The 17,826-nt window shown below is 61.0% G+C and carries 16 protein-coding genes and 2 tRNA genes; 10 read left to right on the forward strand and 8 right to left on the reverse strand.

Annotated features, from left to right (window positions below):
- Positions 1-41: 41 nt before the first annotated feature.
- Positions 42-758 (reverse strand): hypothetical protein, encoded by a 717-nt coding sequence (locus MUY21_RS11060; protein ID WP_248410445.1) that lies wholly within the window; start codon positions 756-758, stop codon positions 42-44.
- Between the two features lie 170 nt (positions 759-928).
- Complete coding sequence (locus MUY21_RS11065; RefSeq protein ID WP_248410446.1) at positions 929-1,813, reverse strand: LysR family transcriptional regulator; 885 nt, start codon at positions 1,811-1,813, stop codon at positions 929-931.
- Positions 1,814-2,042: 229 nt separating this feature from the next.
- Between MUY21_RS11065 and MUY21_RS11070 the strand changes: the two genes are divergently transcribed.
- Positions 2,043-2,405 (forward strand): helix-turn-helix transcriptional regulator, encoded by a 363-nt coding sequence (locus MUY21_RS11070; RefSeq protein ID WP_191285353.1) that lies wholly within the window; start codon positions 2,043-2,045, stop codon positions 2,403-2,405.
- A 142-nt stretch (positions 2,406-2,547) separates the two neighbouring features.
- Here the strand turns inward: MUY21_RS11070 and MUY21_RS11075 are convergent.
- From MUY21_RS11075 to tldD, 6 genes are all read right to left on the reverse strand, one after another.
- Positions 2,548-2,622 (reverse strand) — tRNA-Gly (locus MUY21_RS11075).
- 45 nt (positions 2,623-2,667) lie between these two features.
- Positions 2,668-2,742 (reverse strand) — tRNA-Gly (locus MUY21_RS11080).
- A 188-nt stretch (positions 2,743-2,930) separates the two neighbouring features.
- Complete coding sequence (locus tag MUY21_RS11085; RefSeq protein ID WP_248410447.1) at positions 2,931-6,371, reverse strand: pyruvate carboxylase; 3,441 nt, start codon at positions 6,369-6,371, stop codon at positions 2,931-2,933.
- Between the two features lie 155 nt (positions 6,372-6,526).
- Positions 6,527-7,711, reverse strand: a complete 1,185-nt coding sequence (gene dprA / locus MUY21_RS11090) for a DNA-processing protein DprA (RefSeq protein WP_248410448.1) — start codon at positions 7,709-7,711, stop codon at positions 6,527-6,529.
- A 48-nt stretch (positions 7,712-7,759) separates the two neighbouring features.
- Positions 7,760-8,698 carry a hypothetical protein gene (locus tag MUY21_RS11095; RefSeq protein WP_248410449.1) on the reverse strand — a complete coding sequence of 313 codons (939 nt, stop codon included), beginning with the start codon at positions 8,696-8,698 and terminating at the stop codon, positions 7,760-7,762.
- Positions 8,695-10,119, reverse strand: a complete 1,425-nt coding sequence (gene tldD / locus MUY21_RS11100; protein ID WP_248410450.1) for a metalloprotease TldD — start codon at positions 10,117-10,119, stop codon at positions 8,695-8,697. Before tldD ends, MUY21_RS11095 begins: the two co-directional genes overlap by 4 nt.
- Positions 10,120-10,327: 208 nt before the next feature.
- Between tldD and coxB the strand changes: the two genes are divergently transcribed.
- The 9 genes from coxB to MUY21_RS11145 all read left to right on the forward strand — a co-directional run bounded on the left by coxB (position 10,328) and on the right by MUY21_RS11145 (position 17,818).
- A complete protein-coding gene (gene coxB / locus MUY21_RS11105) occupies positions 10,328-11,185 on the forward strand; it encodes a cytochrome c oxidase subunit II (RefSeq protein ID WP_248410732.1) in 858 nt (285 codons plus the stop codon).
- 108 nt (positions 11,186-11,293) lie between these two features.
- Complete coding sequence (cyoE, locus tag MUY21_RS11110) at positions 11,294-12,235, forward strand: heme o synthase (protein WP_248410451.1); 942 nt, start codon at positions 11,294-11,296, stop codon at positions 12,233-12,235.
- Positions 12,235-12,399, forward strand: a complete 165-nt coding sequence (locus tag MUY21_RS11115) for a hypothetical protein (RefSeq protein ID WP_191285360.1) — start codon at positions 12,235-12,237, stop codon at positions 12,397-12,399. Before cyoE ends, MUY21_RS11115 begins: the two co-directional genes overlap by 1 nt.
- On the forward strand, positions 12,396-12,971 hold the full coding sequence (locus MUY21_RS11120) for a cytochrome c oxidase assembly protein (protein WP_248410452.1): 576 nt from the start codon (positions 12,396-12,398) through the stop codon (positions 12,969-12,971). Before MUY21_RS11115 ends, MUY21_RS11120 begins: the two co-directional genes overlap by 4 nt.
- A gap of 26 nt (positions 12,972-12,997) precedes the next feature.
- A complete protein-coding gene (locus MUY21_RS11125; protein WP_248410453.1) occupies positions 12,998-13,798 on the forward strand; it encodes a cytochrome c oxidase subunit 3 in 801 nt (266 codons plus the stop codon).
- 79 nt (positions 13,799-13,877) lie between these two features.
- Entirely contained in the window at positions 13,878-14,576 is a 699-nt protein-coding gene (locus MUY21_RS11130; RefSeq protein WP_248410454.1) for an SURF1 family protein, read from the forward strand.
- Between the two features lies 1 nt (position 14,577).
- Positions 14,578-15,975, forward strand: a complete 1,398-nt coding sequence (thrC, locus tag MUY21_RS11135; RefSeq protein WP_248410455.1) for a threonine synthase — start codon at positions 14,578-14,580, stop codon at positions 15,973-15,975.
- The gene (locus MUY21_RS11140) at positions 15,972-17,234 is read left to right on the forward strand and encodes a pitrilysin family protein (RefSeq protein ID WP_248410456.1); all 1,263 of its coding nucleotides are present in this window, start codon (positions 15,972-15,974) and stop codon (positions 17,232-17,234) included. The genes thrC and MUY21_RS11140 overlap by 4 nt, the downstream gene beginning before the upstream one ends.
- Positions 17,234-17,818 (forward strand): GNAT family protein, encoded by a 585-nt coding sequence (locus tag MUY21_RS11145; protein WP_248410457.1) that lies wholly within the window; start codon positions 17,234-17,236, stop codon positions 17,816-17,818. Before MUY21_RS11140 ends, MUY21_RS11145 begins: the two co-directional genes overlap by 1 nt.
- Positions 17,819-17,826: the final 8 nt, after the last annotated feature.

The following is a 17,826-nucleotide window of genomic DNA, read 5'->3' on the forward strand; positions in this document are numbered from 1 at the left end:
CGGGGAAGGCGTCAAATGCCGTCGCTCTCCGGGTGTGGCAATCAGGCGGCCTGCGCCTGCATGAAATCGCGCGGGCAGAGCGAGATCAGATGGTTCAGATCATCGCGGCCCATATAGGTCATGAACCCTTTCAGCGGGGTATTGCTGCCCTTGGGATACCACGCCAACGCACCGGGATCGGTGTGCATGTACCCTTCGCGTTCGGCCAGCCCGCGAAAGGCATAGCGTTCGGGCATGAAGCCGAAGACGTGATCGGGCGACCAGCGCAAGAGGCAGGTGGCCAGTGCGAACCGGGCCAGCAGCCCCGGCAGACCGGTGCCGCGATAGCGATCATCGCCCTTCACCCAAAGCTCGCCGTGATAACAGACATGGCCCCTGATGCGCCGTGCCCCGGGGCCGGGCTGATAGCAACTGCGCTGCATATCCAGATCCAGCCCGACGGGGGGGAAATCCCTGAAATTCTGTCCAAGGTAATCTGACAGCGCCAGACCACCCAGGTCGAACCGGCGCATGGCCTGGGTGTGGACCAACGCGCCCTGTGGGGTCCAGCCCAGAATCCAGAAGCCGTTCCGGTCGCTCATCCGGTGCCGTTTGGGATCAAAAGGCGCGCCGATCGGCTGATGGGGGCGGTGCGTGGTGATAAGGCGGTCATACAGATCGAAATCCGAGCCGATCTCAATCTCCATACCGTGTTCACGGGCCATATCCAGGATTGAGCCCACGAAGCGCACCCCTTCAAAACTGTCATGAATGGTCATTTGGATCTCCCATGCTCGTGGTTCATGGGAATCTTAACCTATGCGGGAAACTTTTCGAATCGATTTGCGTATTTTCGCGAGAAACGGGAAATCAGGCAGATTTATGCGCGGTTTCTGGCACTTTTCGGACCATTTCGCGGCCATTTGGCGACCCGCGCCCGGGCTGGGGCCTAATCGAACTGCGGCGGGATAACATTCATTGTGAACTCGGCGTCCATGGCGTCGCGCTCCGTGTCACTCAGATTGGCGATCACCACGTTGCGGGTCCGGTCGATCAAGGTTGCCAAAGCAAATTCGCCATCGGCAAACCGGCAGGCCATCGCCAGCCGCTGATAGCTGATCGCCTTCAGTTCGTTATCATCGCCGTGACCGATGCGCGTGTGGATGTGATCCAGACGGATGCCGCGCGTGGTGGCGACGTCGTGAAATGGTATCGCCAGCAGGTTGGCAAAGCCCGGACCACCGGGAAGGTTGGCAATGCCCTTGCCCACCGAGGACCGGTACTTTTTCCACCCGAACCAGGTGGCATAGGATGATGCCTCTCCCACTTCGGTGCAGATCCAGTCCCCCGTGTCGTCGTTGAAGCGAAACACCATCAGATAAGGGCGCAGCAGGGCAAAGGCCGGGCTTTCCAGCGCGCCTTCGGATCTGGCCCAGGCGTGAAAGCCGAACTGGATCAGCGGCGATCCCATGTCCCAGATCGCGGTCAGCGGGTGCTGTTGCAGGTAATAGGGCACGTCGCCGATCTGCTTGCCCAGATAAAACAGCTCGTTCACATGCTTGCTTTCGCCATGCAGCCAGGCCTCGCCGCGCGCGATCAATTCCTCGGCTTCCCGCAGGGCGTTCCGGCCATCTTCGGTCAACTGATATTGCCGGTTGTGAAAGCTGAACAGTTTCCGGCCCTTGTGGGCTTCCAGCGATGCAATGTGACGGCGGATGGTCTGGCGCGTGCTGTCCAGTTCGCGCACGGATTCGGACAGATTCAACGTGCGCGCCAAGGATGCAAAAGAACGCAGCATCTCGAACAGAAGCGCGGGGCTGCTTCGATTGGTCATTCTTGCACCCGAGCCGGCTTCACCAAACTGTTTCCGCTGTGGACTTTGTCATGATCCCGCCAATATATCGCAGAAAATATCGTTTTGAAATAGATGTTTAGTCTATCGGGTAAAAAAATCATCCATACAGGTTACATTTTTATAACCAAATCGTGCATGACTCATCACTTGGGTCCGCGGGCGAAACCTGACATTCTCTTTTAACGGGAAGCAATTAAGTGGTGAGAAAATGGTCCATCCAGTCGATGTCCATGTGGGTAAGAAAATCAGAGAAGTCCGTCTGCTGCGCGGTCTGACTCAGGTAAAAGTGGCGGAGCAATTGGGGCTTTCGTTCCAACAGCTTCAAAAGTACGAAACGGGATACAACCGTGTCTCGGCCAGCAAGATGTTCGAGATTGCACAGCTTCTGAACGTTCAGCCGGGTTATTTCTTCGAAGGGCTGGCCGAGGCCGGCACATCGGAAGACGAAGCCATGGATGAACGCACGGCGAAAGCCGCGCAGGCGCTGTCATCAATCCAGGACGTCAAGGTGCGCAACCAGATCCAATCCATGATCCACGAGCTGGCAAACCGCCAGTCGTTGAGCGCCTGAGCAAAAGCACGACCTTTCTGAGGGGGAAGGGATGTGGTGGAAGGGGGGCGTGCAATGCGCGTCCCTTTTTCTTTTGAACTTCCGCCACAGGCGTCGGAAGACCCGCCACCATGTGCTGTCACATCTATCCGAGAAGTCCCATTGGAGCGGGCGAGGCGATTCGAACGCCCGACCCTAACCTTGGCAAGGTTATGCTCTACCCCTGAGCTACGCCCGCATCCTGATGGGTATGTTCAGCCATTGGCCGAACCGGGGAACCGATTGGAGCGGGCGAGGCGATTCGAACGCCCGACCCTAACCTTGGCAAGGTTATGCTCTACCCCTGAGCTACGCCCGCATCCTTCGGTGAGCCGTGAGATATGAAATCCAACGCAGGGCTGCAAGGGGAAAAACGCATGAAACCGCGAAATTCGACACGGATGGGGGTTCTTGCCGCAATTTGCCTGCACGCAAACGCCGCCCGGTTGCGCGACAAAGAACAAGGACCGCCACGCGGGCGACCCCTGTCAGCACCCATCGTGGCGCTTATTCCAGTTCGATCATCAGATCCTTGGCGTCGATTTGCCCGCCGGGCTGGACATGCACGGCCTTTACGGTGGCATCGCGTTCGGCATGGATGCCGGTTTCCATCTTCATCGCTTCGATGGTCAACAGAAGATCGCCTTCGCGCACAGGCTGTCCCGCGACAACTGCAACCGTTGCCACCACGCCGGGCATAGGGGCGCCCACATGAGCCGCGTTTCCTTCCTCTGCCTTGGGGCGCTTTGTGGTCGTTGCTTTGACCAGCCGGTTCGCGACGCGAATGACGCGGGGTTGACCGTTCAGCTCAAAGAACACCTTAACCTCGCCGTCCTCGTTGGTTTCACCGACCGCTTGAAGGCGGATTTCCAACGTTTTTCCGGGGTCGATCTCGGTCGAGATTTCCTCGCCCGGCTCCATCCCATAAAAGAACGTTTTGGTGGGCAGGGTGCGCACCGGGCCGTATTGGCGGTGGCGTCCCATATAATCCAGAAAGACCTTTGGATACATCAAATACCCATTCAGGTCTTCATCGTCGATCGCCAACCCTTCAAGCTCTTTCGACAGGCTGGCACGGGTGGCTTCCAGATCGACAGGATCCAGATGCTTGCCGGGGCGTTCGGTGTTTGGCTTTTCAGCTTTCAACACTTTCTTGACGATCGCCGCAGGGAAGCCACCCGGGGGCTGGCCCAGATTGCCGCGCATCATGTCGATGACACTGTCGGGAAAGGCGACGTCGGTCTTTGGGTCTTCGACCTCGGCGCGGGTCAGGCCTTGACTGACCATCATCAACGCCATGTCGCCCACCACTTTCGAGGACGGCGTGACCTTCACGATGTCACCGAACATCTGGTTCACATCGGCATAGGTCTGCGCCACCTCGTGCCAGCGTTCTTCCAACCCCAGAGACCGCGCCTGGGCCTTAAGGTTCGTAAATTGCCCGCCGGGCATCTCGTGCAAATACACTTCGGACGCGGGCGCGGCCAACCCACTTTCAAAGGCTGTATATTGCGCGCGAACGCCTTCCCAATAGTTCGAGATTTCGCGGATGGCCCCGATATCCAGCCCGGTATCACGCTCGGTGTTGTCCAGAGCTTCAACAATCGAGCCAAGGCATGCTTGCGATGTGCCGCCCGAAAAGGCATCCATAGCGGCATCAACAGCATCGACACCCGCATCGGCCGCCGCAAGGATCGTCGCGCCCGCGATACCAGACGTGTCATGAGTGTGGAAATGGATCGGCAACCCGACCTCGTCCTTCAGTGCCTTGATAAGCACCCGCGCGGCGGCAGGTTTCAAAAGACCCGCCATGTCTTTCAGGCCCAGAACATGGGCGCCCGCGGCTTCAAGCTCTTTCGCCATGCCCACGTAGTAGTTCAGGTCATACTTGGCGCGATCCGGGTCAAGGATGTCGCCCGTGTAACAGATCGTGCCTTCGCAAATCTTGCCCGTGTCGATCACCGCATCCATAGCAACGCGCATGTTTTCGACCCAGTTCAGGCTGTCGAACACGCGGAAAACGTCCACGCCGGTCAGCGCGGCCTGTTTGACAAACGCCTGCACCACATTGTCGGGATAGTTCGTGTATCCCACCCCGTTCGAGGCCCGCAACAGCATCTGCGTCAACAGGTTGGGCATGGCTTCGCGCAGATTGCGCAGGCGCTGCCATGGGCATTCCTGCAAGAAGCGATAGGCCACGTCAAAGGTAGCCCCGCCCCAGCATTCGACCGAGAACAGGTCCGGCAGGTTGGCGGCATAAGCGGGCGCGACCTTGATCATGTCGATCGAGCGCATGCGGGTCGCCAGAAGCGACTGGTGTCCGTCGCGCATGGTTGTGTCGGTGATCAGGAGTTTCTTCTGCGCCTTCATCCAGTCGGCCACGGCGTTCGGCCCGCCGTCCTCCAGCAACTGGCGGGTGCCGGGGGCGGGATCTGCGCGCAATGCCGGGGGTTTGGATGGCTTCAGATCGGCGGGCGGCGCGGCGCGGCCTTGCGTTTCGGGATGTCCGTTTACCGTGATATCCGCTATATAGGTCAGAACCTTCGTGCCCCGATCGCGACGTTTCTTGAACTGGAACAGCTCCGGCGTCTCGTCGATGAACTTGGTCGTATACTGGTTGTTCAGAAAAGTCGGGTGCTTCAGCAGGTTCTCGACAAAGGCGATATTGGTCGACACCCCGCGCACCCGAAACTCGCGCAGCGCACGGTCCATCCGTGCGATGGCTTTTTCGGGCGTCGGCGCCCAGGCCGTCACCTTCGTCAAAAGACTGTCGTAGTAGCGCGTGATGACGCCGCCCGCATAGGCCGTGCCGCCATCCAGCCGGATGCCCATGCCGGTCGCCGAGCGATAGGCAGTGATGCGGCCGTAATCCGGGATGAAGTTGTTTTGCGGGTCTTCCGTGGTCACACGGGTTTGCAGAGCGTGACCGTTCAGACGGATATCATACTGGCTGGCCTTGCCGGTCGCTTCCGCCAGCGATTTACCCTCGGCAATCAGGATTTGCGCCTGCACGATGTCGATCCCGGTGACTTCCTCGGTCACGGTGTGTTCGACCTGCACGCGTGGGTTCACCTCGATGAAATAGAACTTGCCGGTTTCCATATCCATCAGGAATTCGACCGTGCCCGCGCATTCGTAATTCACATGGGCGCAGATCTTGCGGCCAAGTTCGCACAGCTCTTCGCGCTGGGCTTCGGACAAATAGGGAGCAGGCGCGCGTTCGACGACCTTTTGGTTGCGGCGCTGGACCGAGCAGTCGCGCTCATACAAATGATAGATGCTGCCGTGACTATCACCCAGGATCTGCACCTCGACGTGGCGGGCGCGGGTGATCATCTTTTCCAGATAGCCTTCGCCATTGCCGAAGGCGGCTTCCGCTTCGCGCCGGCCTTCCAGCACTTTTTCTTCCAACTCGTCCGGGCCGTGGATCGGGCGCATGCCCCGGCCGCCGCCGCCCCAACTGGCCTTCAGCATCAGGGGATAGCCGATTTCGGCGGCCTCGGCGCGGATCGCATCCATGTCGTCGCCCAGCACCTCGGTCGCAGGGATAACCGGCACACCGGCCTCGATGGCCACCTTGCGGGCCGAGGCCTTGTCACCAAGCGCGCGCATGGTGGCGGCCTTGGGGCCGATGAAGGTGATGCCGGCGGCCGTGCAGGCGTCCACGAAATCGGGGTTTTCTGACAACAGGCCATAGCCCGGATGGATCGCATCGGCCCCACAGTCGCGCGCCACGCGGATAATCTCGTCAATCGAGAGATAGGCCGCAACCGGCCCCAGACCCTCGCCGATGCGATAGGCTTCGTCTGCCTTGAAACGATGCAGGCCCAGCTTGTCCTCTTCGGCATAGACGGCGACGGTTTTCTTGCCCATCTCGTTGGCGGCGCGCATCACACGAATGGCGATCTCGCCCCGGTTGGCAATCAGGATTTTCTGAAAGTCCCGCATCTCACTCTCCCCCTAAACATGGCGCAACGGGCCGGTTTGGGAAAAGTGGTAGGGCGTGCTGCATTGCAGCGCAATAGGGTTTGTAAGGATTTGGTAAGGATTCTGGCCAAATTGGTAATTTTACTTTACCAATTAATCACAAGTCCTGCACTGACCTATTGCGCGCGGGATAGCAATCCGCCTGGCTGGCGTGTGATTCGGCCCTCAAGCTCCAGATTGACCAGTTCGGGAAGGATGTCACCTGATCCCGCACCTGTCTGATCACCCAGATCGCGGATCAACTGATCCTCGGCCAGCGGGCTGGGGCCAAGCCGCGCCAGGATCTGGCTGTGCAACGCGGCAGTTTGTGCCAGCGTTCTTTTGTCCTTGGGTCGTGCATTTTCTTCGACCTGCGGAGGTGTCGCTTGCGCGGAAGCGTTCGCGTCCTCGTTCGTGTCCGCCGCGATGGCCGGACCGATGGCGTCGATCACATCCTGCGCCCCGCGCACCAAGGCCGCCCCGTCACGGATCAGGAAATTGCAGCCCGAGGCACGGGCGTCAAACGGATGGCCGGGCACGGCCAGCACATCACGCCCCTGATCCAACGCGTTGCGTGCGGTGATGAGCGACCCAGACTTGGCAGCCGCCTCGACCACGACAACGGCGCGGGCAAGGCCCGAGATCAGGCGATTGCGACGAGGAAAATGACGGGCTTGCGGGGTCAAGCCGGGCGGTTGTTCGGACAGACGCAACCCCTTGCGCCCGATGTCTTCGGCCAGGACGGTGTTTTCTTTGGGATAGATGACATCAACGCCACCGGCCATGACCGCGATGGTGTGCCCGGCCTCAAGCGCCACCTGATGCGCCACTGTGTCCACACCACGCGCCAGCCCGGAGACGATGGTGAAGCCCGCGTCGCTCAGGTCTTGGGACAGTTTTCGCGTCATGCGCAGCCCGATCGAGGATGCGTTGCGCGCCCCGATCAGGGCGACCATCGGGCGGTGCAGCAACGCAATGTCGCCCATGGCCCAGAAAAATGGCGGCGGGTCCGCGATTTCTGACAACAGTTCAGGGTAGTTCGGCGTGCCCCACGTGACCATTTTGGCCCCGGCAAAGCGCGCGCGGCGGTGTTCGGCTTCCGCCACTTCGGGCGGGCAGGGGGTGTAATCCTTGACGCCCGCTTGGGCGGCGACTTCGGGCAACGCCTCAAGCGCGGCCTGAGCGGAGCCGTGTTCCGTCAGCAGTCGAAAGAAGGTTGCAACCCCGACACGACGCGAGCGCAAGAGACGGATCCACGCCAGTTCATCTTCCTCAGACTGAGGGGTGGGGGTGGGGTGAAGCAGGGAAGCTGAAAGGTCCATGGGCGTGTTGATTCCGTCTCTTGCGGGTTAACCATGCGCCACCAATGGTTAACGGGTGGTGAACACATGCCAGATCGCCCAGAAATAAATCGCCACCCCCAGAAGCAGGGCGAGCGCGGTGATCTCTTCGGTTGGAATGCGCCAGCCATTATCCCATAAAAACCAATAGCCTAGACTGGCGGTCACCGGGGTGATCACAACCACCAGATAGCGGTGTGCGACCAGCCCACCGGATGGAAGGCGCCACCTTTTGGCGGGGGTGCGCGGTGCGTTGCGGATCAGCAGCCACCACGTTGTCACCGCAATCGTCAAGATGCCCGCTGACATGGGAAGGGCCATGGTGGCCATTGCCCCGCCCAAAACCGCGGCCGCAGCGCCAAGCACCCAGTGTTCCGTCTTGGTCGCGCTCCAACACCCGCCATGATCCAGAAGCACAAGGCCCGTCAGCCAAAAGGCGGAGCTGGCAAAGGCATAGAACACGAACGCGCCGGGGGTGGTGCGATCCATGCCGGGCCCGCCCCATGTCCAGGTTGCCCAGATCGCCCAGATCAGGCCCAGCCCGGCAAACAGACAGCACTGCGCGGTCAGGCCAAGACGGCGCATTGCCCATCGCAGCGCGAACAACCCCAGCAATACGTCGATGAGCGCGTGCCAACTGATCGAGGGCCAGACCCAGGACACCGGCGGCGCTTCGTGAACCAGCGGAATGACCGTGCCTTCGGTCACCCAGCCGAACAGGCAACCAGCCAGCAGCAAGCCCGCCAGCCCGAACCGTTCGGCATAGGGCAGCAACAGCAGCAGAATCCAGGCGAAAAAAGCATAGTATGCCGTCAGTTCCAGAAGTTCGAGGCCAGCCTCAGCCGGCCGGGACAACAGGTCACGAACCGTTTGCGACGGCCCTTCGTTGACGAAGAACAGCTCGGAAAAGAACATCAGGATCAACGCCGCGCCGCAAATCGTTAGGATCCGCGCGCGCAGGGGGGTCACGCCGCCGATCCGCCCACGGTCAGCCCGCCGATCAGCAGCGACGGCTGGCCCACGCCCACCGGCACCGATTGGCCCGCCTTACCGCAGGTGCCGATGCCCGGGTCCATCGCCATGTCATTGCCAATCGCGCGGATCTGTTTCATCGCGGCCGGGCCGTCGCCAATCAGCGTCGCCCCCTTGACGGGCGCGCCGATCTTGCCGCCTTCAACGCGGTATGCCTCGGTGCAGGAGAACACGAATTTGCCGTTGGTGATATCCACCTGGCCACCGCCGAAGCCGACGGCATAGATCCCGTCTTTCAACTCGCCCAGCACCTCTTCGGGCGTGGCGGCGCCGCTTTCCATGATCGTGTTGGTCATGCGCGGCATCGGGGCGTGGGCATAGCTTTGCCGCCGCCCGTTGCCGGTGGGGGCAACGCCCATCAGGCGGGCGTTCTGGCGGTCTTGCATATACCCGACCAGCACGCCGTCTTCGATCAAGACCGCACGACCCGTGGGCGTGCCCTCGTCATCCACTGACAGCGACCCGCGCCGGTCGGGCAGAGTGCCGTCATCGACCACGGTCACGCCCCTGGCGGCGACCTGCGTGCCGACAAGGCCCGAGAAGGCCGAGGTGCCCTTGCGGTTGAAATCGCCTTCCAGGCCATGCCCCACAGCTTCGTGCAACAGGATGCCGGGCCAGCCATTGCCCAAGACCACGTCCATCACGCCCGCAGGGGCAGGGACCGCGTCCAGATTGACCAGCGCGATGCGCAAGGCTTCGCGGGCCGACGCCTGCCATGTGTCGGGGGTCATCAACCCGGTCAGACCTGTCCGACCGCCCCCGCCGGACGAGCCGCTTTCGCGCCGCCCGTCCTGTTCGACAATGACCGAGACATTCAGCCGCGTCATTGGGCGTGTGTCCGAAACCAGAACACCATCCGGGCGCAGGATATGAACCTCTTGCAAACTGGCGGCCAAGGTGGCCGACACCTGAACCACGCGCGGGTCAAGGTCGCGGGTGAAGGCGTCGATGTCGCGCAGGGTTTCGATCTTCAGGCCAAAGCCCGCATCGGCCATCGGGTCGGCATCGGTATAGAGCTTCTGATTGGTGCGGGCAGGGGCGTCTACCCAGGTGCCGCCCCCGTCGCCCACAGCCAGACGCGCAGTGGCCGCTGCGCGGCGCAGGGCGGCCTCGCTGATCTCGGAGGAATGGGCATAACCCGTCGTATCGCCCTTGACCGCACGCAGCCCGAAGCCTTCGGATGCGTCATAGCTGGCGGTGCGCAGCCGCCCGTCGTCAAACACCAGCGCCTCGGACCGCATCCGCTCCAGAAACAGCTCGCCATCATCGGCACCATGCGTCACTTCGGTCAGAAGGGCACGGGCGCGGTCGGCATCCAGGTGGGTCTCAAACGGGCGAAACGGTGTGGCGTCTGTCATGGGGGCCTCGAAATAGCGCGAATGGTGGATTTGTTGCTTAACCTGAGAAGGTTTTTCCTTGTTCCCAGCTTTGTAATATGGTTTCTCGTCAAAGAGAAACAAGGAATCCCGCGCAAGGGCCCGGGAGAGGTATGAGCGAGCGATTGCCGCGCCGCCTGAAAGGGTGGCATTCGGATCACGCCGCACAGGGAAGAGAAAGACGAACATGATGCGTGTCAGCAGCCTTTTCGCCACTGCAACTGCCATCCTGACCGCGGGTCAGGCGATGGCACAGGATAAACTGGAAATCATTGGCGCGCCGGTTGATGGCGCGATGGGGTTCCAGCCCTCGGCTACCAGTGTCGCACAGGCAACGCATGGGCTGGATGGGATGATCAACTATATCATCATCGCCATCACGATTTTTGTGACCCTGTTGCTGGCCATCGTGATCGTGCGCTTCAACCGCCGCGCGAATCCTGAGCCCGCAACCTTCACCCACAACACCCCGATCGAGATTGTCTGGACCCTTGTACCGGTGGTCATCCTGGTGTTCATCGGGGCGTTTTCCCTGCCGGTGCTGTTCCAGCAGCAGGTGATCCCGAAAGGCGACGTGGTGATCAAGGCGACCGGCTATCAGTGGTATTGGGGATACGAATATCCCCAGCATGAATTCGGCTTCGACAGCTTCCTTCTGGCGAAGGAAGAGCTGGAAGAATACGGCTATAGCGATAGCGAATACCTGCTGGCCACCGACACCGCCGTTGTCGTGCCCACCGGCAAGAAGGTCGTCATTCAGGTCACAGGTGCAGACGTGATCCATTCCTGGACCATCCCGGCCTTCGGTGTGAAACAGGACGCCGTTCCTGGTCGTCTGGCCGAACTGTGGTTCGAGGTCGACGAGGGCAAGGAAGGCATCTATTTCGGCCAGTGTTCTGAACTGTGCGGCAAGGACCACGCCTATATGCCGATCACCGTCAAAGCCGTCACCCAGGCTGAATACGACACCTGGCTCAAGGGCGCGGTTGAGGAATACGCAGGCAACGTCAATTCCCTGCCGACCGTGCAGGTCGCAACCGCCGAATAACCCGTGTCAAGGGCGCGGCCCTGTGCCTGCGCCCTTATCAGGCCGTCCTGTTCGGGGCGGCTTTCGCAAACCGAAACCGACAGTCAAATTCAGATCGCATAGGATCCCATGAGCGACGCGAGCATCCAGACCAACACCGACACCGGCGAGGCCGGGTTTGGCGACTATTTCGCGCTGTTGAAGCCGCGTGTGATGTCGCTGGTCGTGTTCACAGCATTGGTGGGGCTGCTGGTCGCCCCGGTCGGCGTGAATCCCGTGGTCTGTCTGGCCTCGATCCTGTTCATTGCCGTTGGCGGAGGCGCCTCGGGCGCGCTCAATATGTGGTGGGACGCGGATATCGACCGCAAGATGCGCCGCACGCAGTCGCGCCCCATCCCGTCGGGTAAAGTGACCGAGGGCGAGGCGTTCGCCATCGGCATGGCCCTGTCTGCCATGGCCGTGGTGATGCTGGGCCTTGCCGCAAACCTGATGGCGGCGGCGTTGTTGGCGTTCACCATCTTCTTCTATGTGGTGATCTATACCATGTGGCTGAAGCGCTGGACGCCGCAGAACATCGTTATTGGTGGTGCCGCCGGGGCCTTCCCGCCGATGATCGGCTGGGCTGTGGCCACGGGCGGCATCTCGATCGAAAGCGTGCTGATGTTCGCCCTGACCTTCGCCTGGACCCCACCGCATTTCTGGGCGCTGGCGCTGTTTACCAAGGGTGACTATGCCAATGCGGGCGTGCCGATGCTGACCGTGACGCATGGGCGCCGGGCGACCCGCGCGCATATCCTCGGCTATTCGCTGGTGTTGGCTGTTGTGGCCATCGCGCTGGGCCTGACCTCCATCGGCGGGCCGGTCTATATGGCGGTGGCCCTGATCCTGAACGGTATGTTTATCAAGGGTGCATGGGACGTGTTCCGCCGCGACGATGCGGCGTCAGACGCCGACCGCCACAAGGCCGAACGCGGGCTGTTCAAGCTGTCGCTGGCTTATCTGTTCCTGCATTACGGCGCGCTGCTGGTCGAAGCTTCGCTGAAACCCTTTGGGCTTGGGGGTTGGGGCTGATGGCGATCAAGGTTGATCACGAACTGCACAAACGCCGCCTGAGCCGCAATATTGGCGTCGGTGTCGCGCTGATCCTGTTCGTCGGGCTGGTCTATGGCCTGACCGTTGCCAAGGTCAGCGACATCTATCAACCCGATCCCGCCGCGTCGGAGGTCAGCAAATGAGCTTGACCCGCCCGCAGAAAACAGCCGCCAAGATGGTGGGCGTGGTGATCCTGATGGGGTCTTTGTCATGGGCTGCAGTGCCGTTTTATGACTGGTTCTGCCGCGTGACGGGCTTTGGCGGGGAAACCGCGGTGGCGCAGCGCGGGTCGGATGTGGTGCTGGATCAGAAGGTGCTGGTCCGTTTTGATGCCTCGAAAGAACGCGGTATGCCGTGGGAATTCAAGCCCATGCAGCACGAGATGGAGATCAATCTGGGTGAAACCGGGCTGGCCTTCTACGAAGCTTACAACCCAACCGACCGCCCCGTCGCCGGCACCGCCAGCTACAACGTCGCCCCGTTCTCGGCCGGTGGCTATTTCACCAAGATCGACTGTTTCTGCTTTGAACAGCAGGTGCTGCAACCGGGCGAACGCGTGACCATGCCGGTAACCTTCTATGTCGACCCGGACATTCTTGAGGACCGCGAAGCCAAATACCTAAAAGCCATCACGCTGTCATACACATTCCACGAAACAGAACTGCCGGACGAGGTCGCACAACTTGCGCCAGACGCCCCGGCAGTGCAAAACTGAGCCAGAAGAACAGGGACTATACGCTTATGGCACATGCAAAAAATCACGACTATCACATCCTGCCGCCCTCGGTGAACCCGTTCCTCGGGGCCGTGGCGGGGTTCATCATGTTGTTCGGTGCGGTTCAGTGGATGGCCAATGGCGTGCCATGGATCTTCTTCATCGGTCTGGCTGGTGTGCTTTACGTCATGTATGCGTGGTGGACCGATGTCGTGCACGAAGGCGAAACCGGCGATCATACCTCTGTGGTGAAGATCGGCCTGCGCTATGGCGTGATCCTGTTCATCATGTCCGAAGTCATGTTCTTCGTCGCCTGGTTCTGGAGCTTCTTCAAACACGCGCTGTATCCCATGACCGAAGGCTCGCCCGCGATTGACGGCGTCTGGCCGCCCGAAGGGATCGAGACGTTCGACCCTTGGCACCTGCCGCTGATCAACACGCTGATCCTGCTTCTGTCAGGCGCGGCCGTCACCTGGGCCCACCATGCGATCGCGCATGAAAACAACCGCAAGGATCTGGTCACCGGCCTGGCGCTGGCGGTGATCCTGGGTGTGCTCTTCACCATCTTCCAGGCTTATGAATACAGCCACGCCGCCTTCGATTTCGCAGGCAACATCTATGGTGTGAACTTCTTCATGGCGACGGGCTTTCACGGCTTCCACGTGATTGTGGGGACGATCTTCCTGTTCGTCTGCCTTCTGCGTGCGATGCGTGGGCATTTCACCCCGGAAAGCCATGTCGGTTTTGAAGCCGCCGCCTGGTACTGGCACTTCGTCGACGTTGTCTGGCTGTTCCTGTTTGCCAGCATCTATATCTGGGGCAGTTGAACCTGACCCGAAAATAGTCCTATTCGGGGCGCGAGGGGAAACCTTCGCGCCCCTTTCACTTGATTTGCCGGACCCGCATATGAGCCTTCGCCTGATCCTGACCACCGTTCTCAGCTTCGCCGTTCTGGGCGTGTTTCTGGGGCTTGGAAAATGGCAACTGGATCGGTTGCATTGGAAAGAAGGCGTGCTGGACGAGATTGACCGTCGAATCGCGGCGACCCCTGTTGATCTGCCCGCGCAGCCCAATCCGGACCATGACAAATTCCTGCCGGTGAAGGTGATGGGAACGATGGGGTCTGACACGCTGCGCGTGCTGGTCAGCAGCCGGGACGCGGGTGCGGGTTATCGGCTGATTTCTCCGCTTGCGATGGAAGACGGCGCGATCCTTGTGGACCGGGGGTTCATCCGCGTGTCTGATCCCATGCCCCCGACGCCGGATGGTCCGGTGACCGTCATCGGCAACCTGCACTGGCCGGATGACCGAAATAGCGCGACACCCGAAAATGAAATCGACACCAACACATGGTTTGCCCGCGATATCGACCAGATGGCCGATGTTCTGAACACCCGCCCTTTGCTGGTCATCGCCCGGCAAACCACGCCCCCCGAGTCGGGTATCCTGCCGATGCCCGTCACCAGTGTTGGCATTCCCAACGACCACCTTGAATATGCCGTCACATGGTTTTTGATGGCGGCGACATGGGTGGTGATGACAGTCTTTGCGCTTTGGCGTATGAAACGCCGGACACGTGACACCCTCGCCCCAAGGAGCGACTGAAATGCGCTATATTTCCACCCGTGGCGACGCCCCGGTTCTGAGCTTTGAAGATGCCATGCTGACGGGTCTGGCCCGTGATGGCGGCCTTTATGTGCCCGAAACCGTGCCGACCATGAGCGCGGGCGATATCGCCGCCCTGGCCGGGCTGCCCTATGAAGAGGTCGCGTTTCGCGTGATGCGCCCGTTCGTGGGTGACACGTTCACGGATGAAGAGTTCGCCGAGATCATCGCCAAAGCCTATGCCGGCTTCAACCACGACGCCCGCGCGCCGCTGGTGCAGCTTGGCCCGAACCACTTTCTGCTGGAACTGTTCCACGGTCCCACGCTGGCCTTCAAGGACTTTGCCATGCAACTGATCGGGCAACTGTTCCAGGTGGCGCTGAGCCGTCGCGGCGAGCATGTAACCATCGTCGGCGCGACCTCTGGCGACACCGGGTCCGCGGCGATCGAGGCGTTCAAGGGGTTGGATGCGGTCGACGTGTTCATCCTGTTTCCACATGGCCGGGTCTCGGATGTGCAGCGCCGCCAGATGACAACCCCCAACGAGGCGAACGTTCACGCGCTGGCCGTGGATGGTGATTTCGACGATTGTCAGGCGCGCCTCAAGGATATGTTCAACGATTTCGCCTTTCGCGACGCGGTGAAACTGGCCGGCGTGAACTCGATCAACTGGGCGCGAGTGCTGGCGCAGGTGGTGTATTATTTTACCTCGGCGGTTGCGTTGGGTGCGCCGCATCGCACGGTCAGCTTCACGGTGCCCACCGGGAATTTCGGAGACATATTCGCAGGCTATATCGCCAAGAAAATGGGGCTGCCGATTGATCAACTGGTGATTGCCACGAACCAGAACGACATCCTGCACCGCACCATGGAAACGGGCGCCTATACCAAGGCGGGGGTGGCGCCCTCGATCAGCCCGTCGATGGATATTCAGGTATCGTCCAACTTTGAACGTGTGCTGTTTGACGCCTATGGGCGCGATGGCAAGGTGGTGGCCGATCAGATGGCCGACCTGTCAGAAGGTGGCTTCAAGATCAGTCAGGGCGCGATGGAGTTCCTGCGCGACACGTTCGACAGCGGACGCGCCTCCGAGGATGAAACCATGGCGCAGATTCGCGCCGCGTTCGCGCAGACGGGCGAAGTCCTCTGCCCCCATTCCGCCGTTGGCGTGAAGGTCGCAAACGAGCATCTGGGCGCAAGCCCCATGATCACGCTGGCCACCGCACACCCGGCCAAATTTCCTGCTGCCGTCAAGGAGGCCTGCGGGCAGGACGCGTCCTTGCCGCCGCATATGGCAGGCCTGTTTGACCGGGACGAGCGTGTAACCCGCGTGGCCAATGACCTTGAGGCGCTGAAAAGCATGATCTGCGAACGAACCGGAAAGGTCATCTCTGCATGAGCGTATGTCTGGACAGGCTGCCCAACGGCGTCAGCGTCGTGACCGAGCATATGCCGGGGCTGGAAAGCGCCTCGGTCGGGGTGTGGGTGACGGCGGGCGGGCGGCATGAAACCCCCGCCCAGAACGGCATTGCCCATTTTCTTGAGCATATGGCGTTCAAAGGCACCGAAAAACGGTCCGCCCTCGAAATCGCCGAGGAGATCGAAGATGTGGGGGGCTATATCAATGCCTACACCTCGCGCGAGGTGACGGCTTACTACGTGCGCGTGCTGAAAGATGATGTGGCGCTGGGGCTTGATGTGATCTCGGACATCGTGCTGAACCCGGTGTTCGACGACAGCGAGATCGAGATCGAGCGCGGCGTGATCTTGCAGGAAATCGGACAGGCGCTGGATACGCCGGACGATGTGATTTTCGACTGGTTGCAGGAAGCCGCGTTTCCCAATCAACCGATGGGGCGCACGATCCTGGGGCCGGTGGAGCGTGTGCGTTCGTTCGCAAGAGATGACCTCTCGGCGTTCGTGGGGCAGCATTACGGGCCGGAGCAGTTGATCCTGTCGGCAGCGGGGGCGGTCGATCATGACCAGATACTACGCCTTGCCGAAGCAGCCTTTGGGCATCTGAAGCCCCGCAATCCCCGTGTGACCGACCCGGCACGCTGGGCAAGCGGGTCGCGCATCGAACAGCGGCCGGGGCTGGAACAGGTGCATTTCACATTGGGGTTTGAAGCCCCCAGCTATCGTGACGATGCGTTTTATGCGGCGCAACTGTTCAGTTCGGCCCTGGGCGGCGGCATGTCCTCGCGTCTGTTTCAGGAGGTGCGCGAAAAGCGGGGGCTGTGCTATTCGATCTTCTCGCAGCTCGGCGCCTATGACGACACGGGAATGATGACGATCTATGCCGGGACATCAGGCGACGATATTGCCGATCTGTCGCGGCTGTGCATCGACGAGATGAAGCGCGCCGGAACGGATATCACGGAGCGGGAGCTGGACCGGGCGCGGGTGCAGATGAAGGCAGGGCTGCTGATGGGGCTGGAAAGCCCGTCGTCGCGGGCTGAACGGATGGCGCGGCTGGTTGCGATCTGGGGCCGCGTGCCGCCGTTATCGGAAACGGTTGACAAGATCGACGCCGTGACGCTGGCCGATCTGCGTGATTTCGGTGCCGGGCTGATCCATGGCGAAATGGCGATGGCGGTCTATGGACCCGCAGAGCAGGCGTTGAGCCTTAAGGCCCTGCAAGAGAGGCGTGTGGCCTGATGCTGGGTCGGTCCAAGAAGGTCAGGATCGAAACCGAACGTCTGACCATGCGTCCTCCCGCACATGGCGACTTTCGCGGTTGGGCGGCGTTGCGCGCCGCCAGCCGCGACTTCCTGACCCCGTGGGAGCCGACCTGGGCACAGGATCATCTGAGCCGCAAGAGTTTCACAAATCGTGTTTATTGGGCCAATCGTTCGATTCAGGGGGGCACCGCGCTTCCACTTTTCATGTTTCGACGGGCGGACAAGGCGCTTGTGGGCGCGGTGACGCTGGACCATATAAGGCGCGGCCCGTCTCAGGCGGGCACGACCGGATACTGGATCGGGGAACGGTTTGCGCGCCAAGGATATATGCGCGAAGGGCTGGAGGCCGTGGTCCATTACGCGTTCAACGAGCTTGACCTGTCACGGCTCGAGGCCGGATGCCTGCCCGAAAATGCCGCGTCGCGCGGGGTGCTGGAAAAGGTCGGCTATAAATACGAGGGCGTCGCGCAAAGCTATTTGCAGATCAACGGGCGCTGGCGTAATCACGTGCTTTATGCCAACCTTCGGTCCGACCGGCGCGGGCGCACGCAGGCCGGATAGGTCAGAGG

Origin of the sequence: Aliiroseovarius sp. S2029, assembly GCF_023195575.1 — a bacterium.
Classification (GTDB): Bacteria; Pseudomonadota; Alphaproteobacteria; order Rhodobacterales; family Rhodobacteraceae; genus Aliiroseovarius; species Aliiroseovarius zhejiangensis.

Coding starts and splice junctions, on each gene's coding strand:
- MUY21_RS11060 (WP_248410445.1), bottom strand. CDS start 758: ATGACCATTCATGACAGTTTTGAAGGGGTGCGCTTCGTGGGCTCAATC.
- MUY21_RS11065 (WP_248410446.1), bottom strand. CDS start 1,813: ATGACCAATCGAAGCAGCCCCGCGCTTCTGTTCGAGATGCTGCGTTCT.
- MUY21_RS11070 (WP_191285353.1), top strand. CDS start 2,043: ATGGTCCATCCAGTCGATGTCCATGTGGGTAAGAAAATCAGAGAAGTC.
- MUY21_RS11085 (WP_248410447.1), bottom strand. CDS start 6,371: ATGCGGGACTTTCAGAAAATCCTGATTGCCAACCGGGGCGAGATCGCC.
- dprA (WP_248410448.1), bottom strand. CDS start 7,711: ATGGACCTTTCAGCTTCCCTGCTTCACCCCACCCCCACCCCTCAGTCT.
- tldD (WP_248410450.1), bottom strand. CDS start 10,119: ATGACAGACGCCACACCGTTTCGCCCGTTTGAGACCCACCTGGATGCC.
- coxB (WP_248410732.1), top strand. CDS start 10,328: ATGCGTGTCAGCAGCCTTTTCGCCACTGCAACTGCCATCCTGACCGCG.
- cyoE (WP_248410451.1), top strand. CDS start 11,294: ATGAGCGACGCGAGCATCCAGACCAACACCGACACCGGCGAGGCCGGG.
- MUY21_RS11115 (WP_191285360.1), top strand. CDS start 12,235: ATGGCGATCAAGGTTGATCACGAACTGCACAAACGCCGCCTGAGCCGC.
- MUY21_RS11120 (WP_248410452.1), top strand. CDS start 12,396: ATGAGCTTGACCCGCCCGCAGAAAACAGCCGCCAAGATGGTGGGCGTG.
- MUY21_RS11125 (WP_248410453.1), top strand. CDS start 12,998: ATGGCACATGCAAAAAATCACGACTATCACATCCTGCCGCCCTCGGTG.
- MUY21_RS11130 (WP_248410454.1), top strand. CDS start 13,878: ATGAGCCTTCGCCTGATCCTGACCACCGTTCTCAGCTTCGCCGTTCTG.
- thrC (WP_248410455.1), top strand. CDS start 14,578: ATGCGCTATATTTCCACCCGTGGCGACGCCCCGGTTCTGAGCTTTGAA.
- MUY21_RS11140 (WP_248410456.1), top strand. CDS start 15,972: ATGAGCGTATGTCTGGACAGGCTGCCCAACGGCGTCAGCGTCGTGACC.
- MUY21_RS11145 (WP_248410457.1), top strand. CDS start 17,234: ATGCTGGGTCGGTCCAAGAAGGTCAGGATCGAAACCGAACGTCTGACC.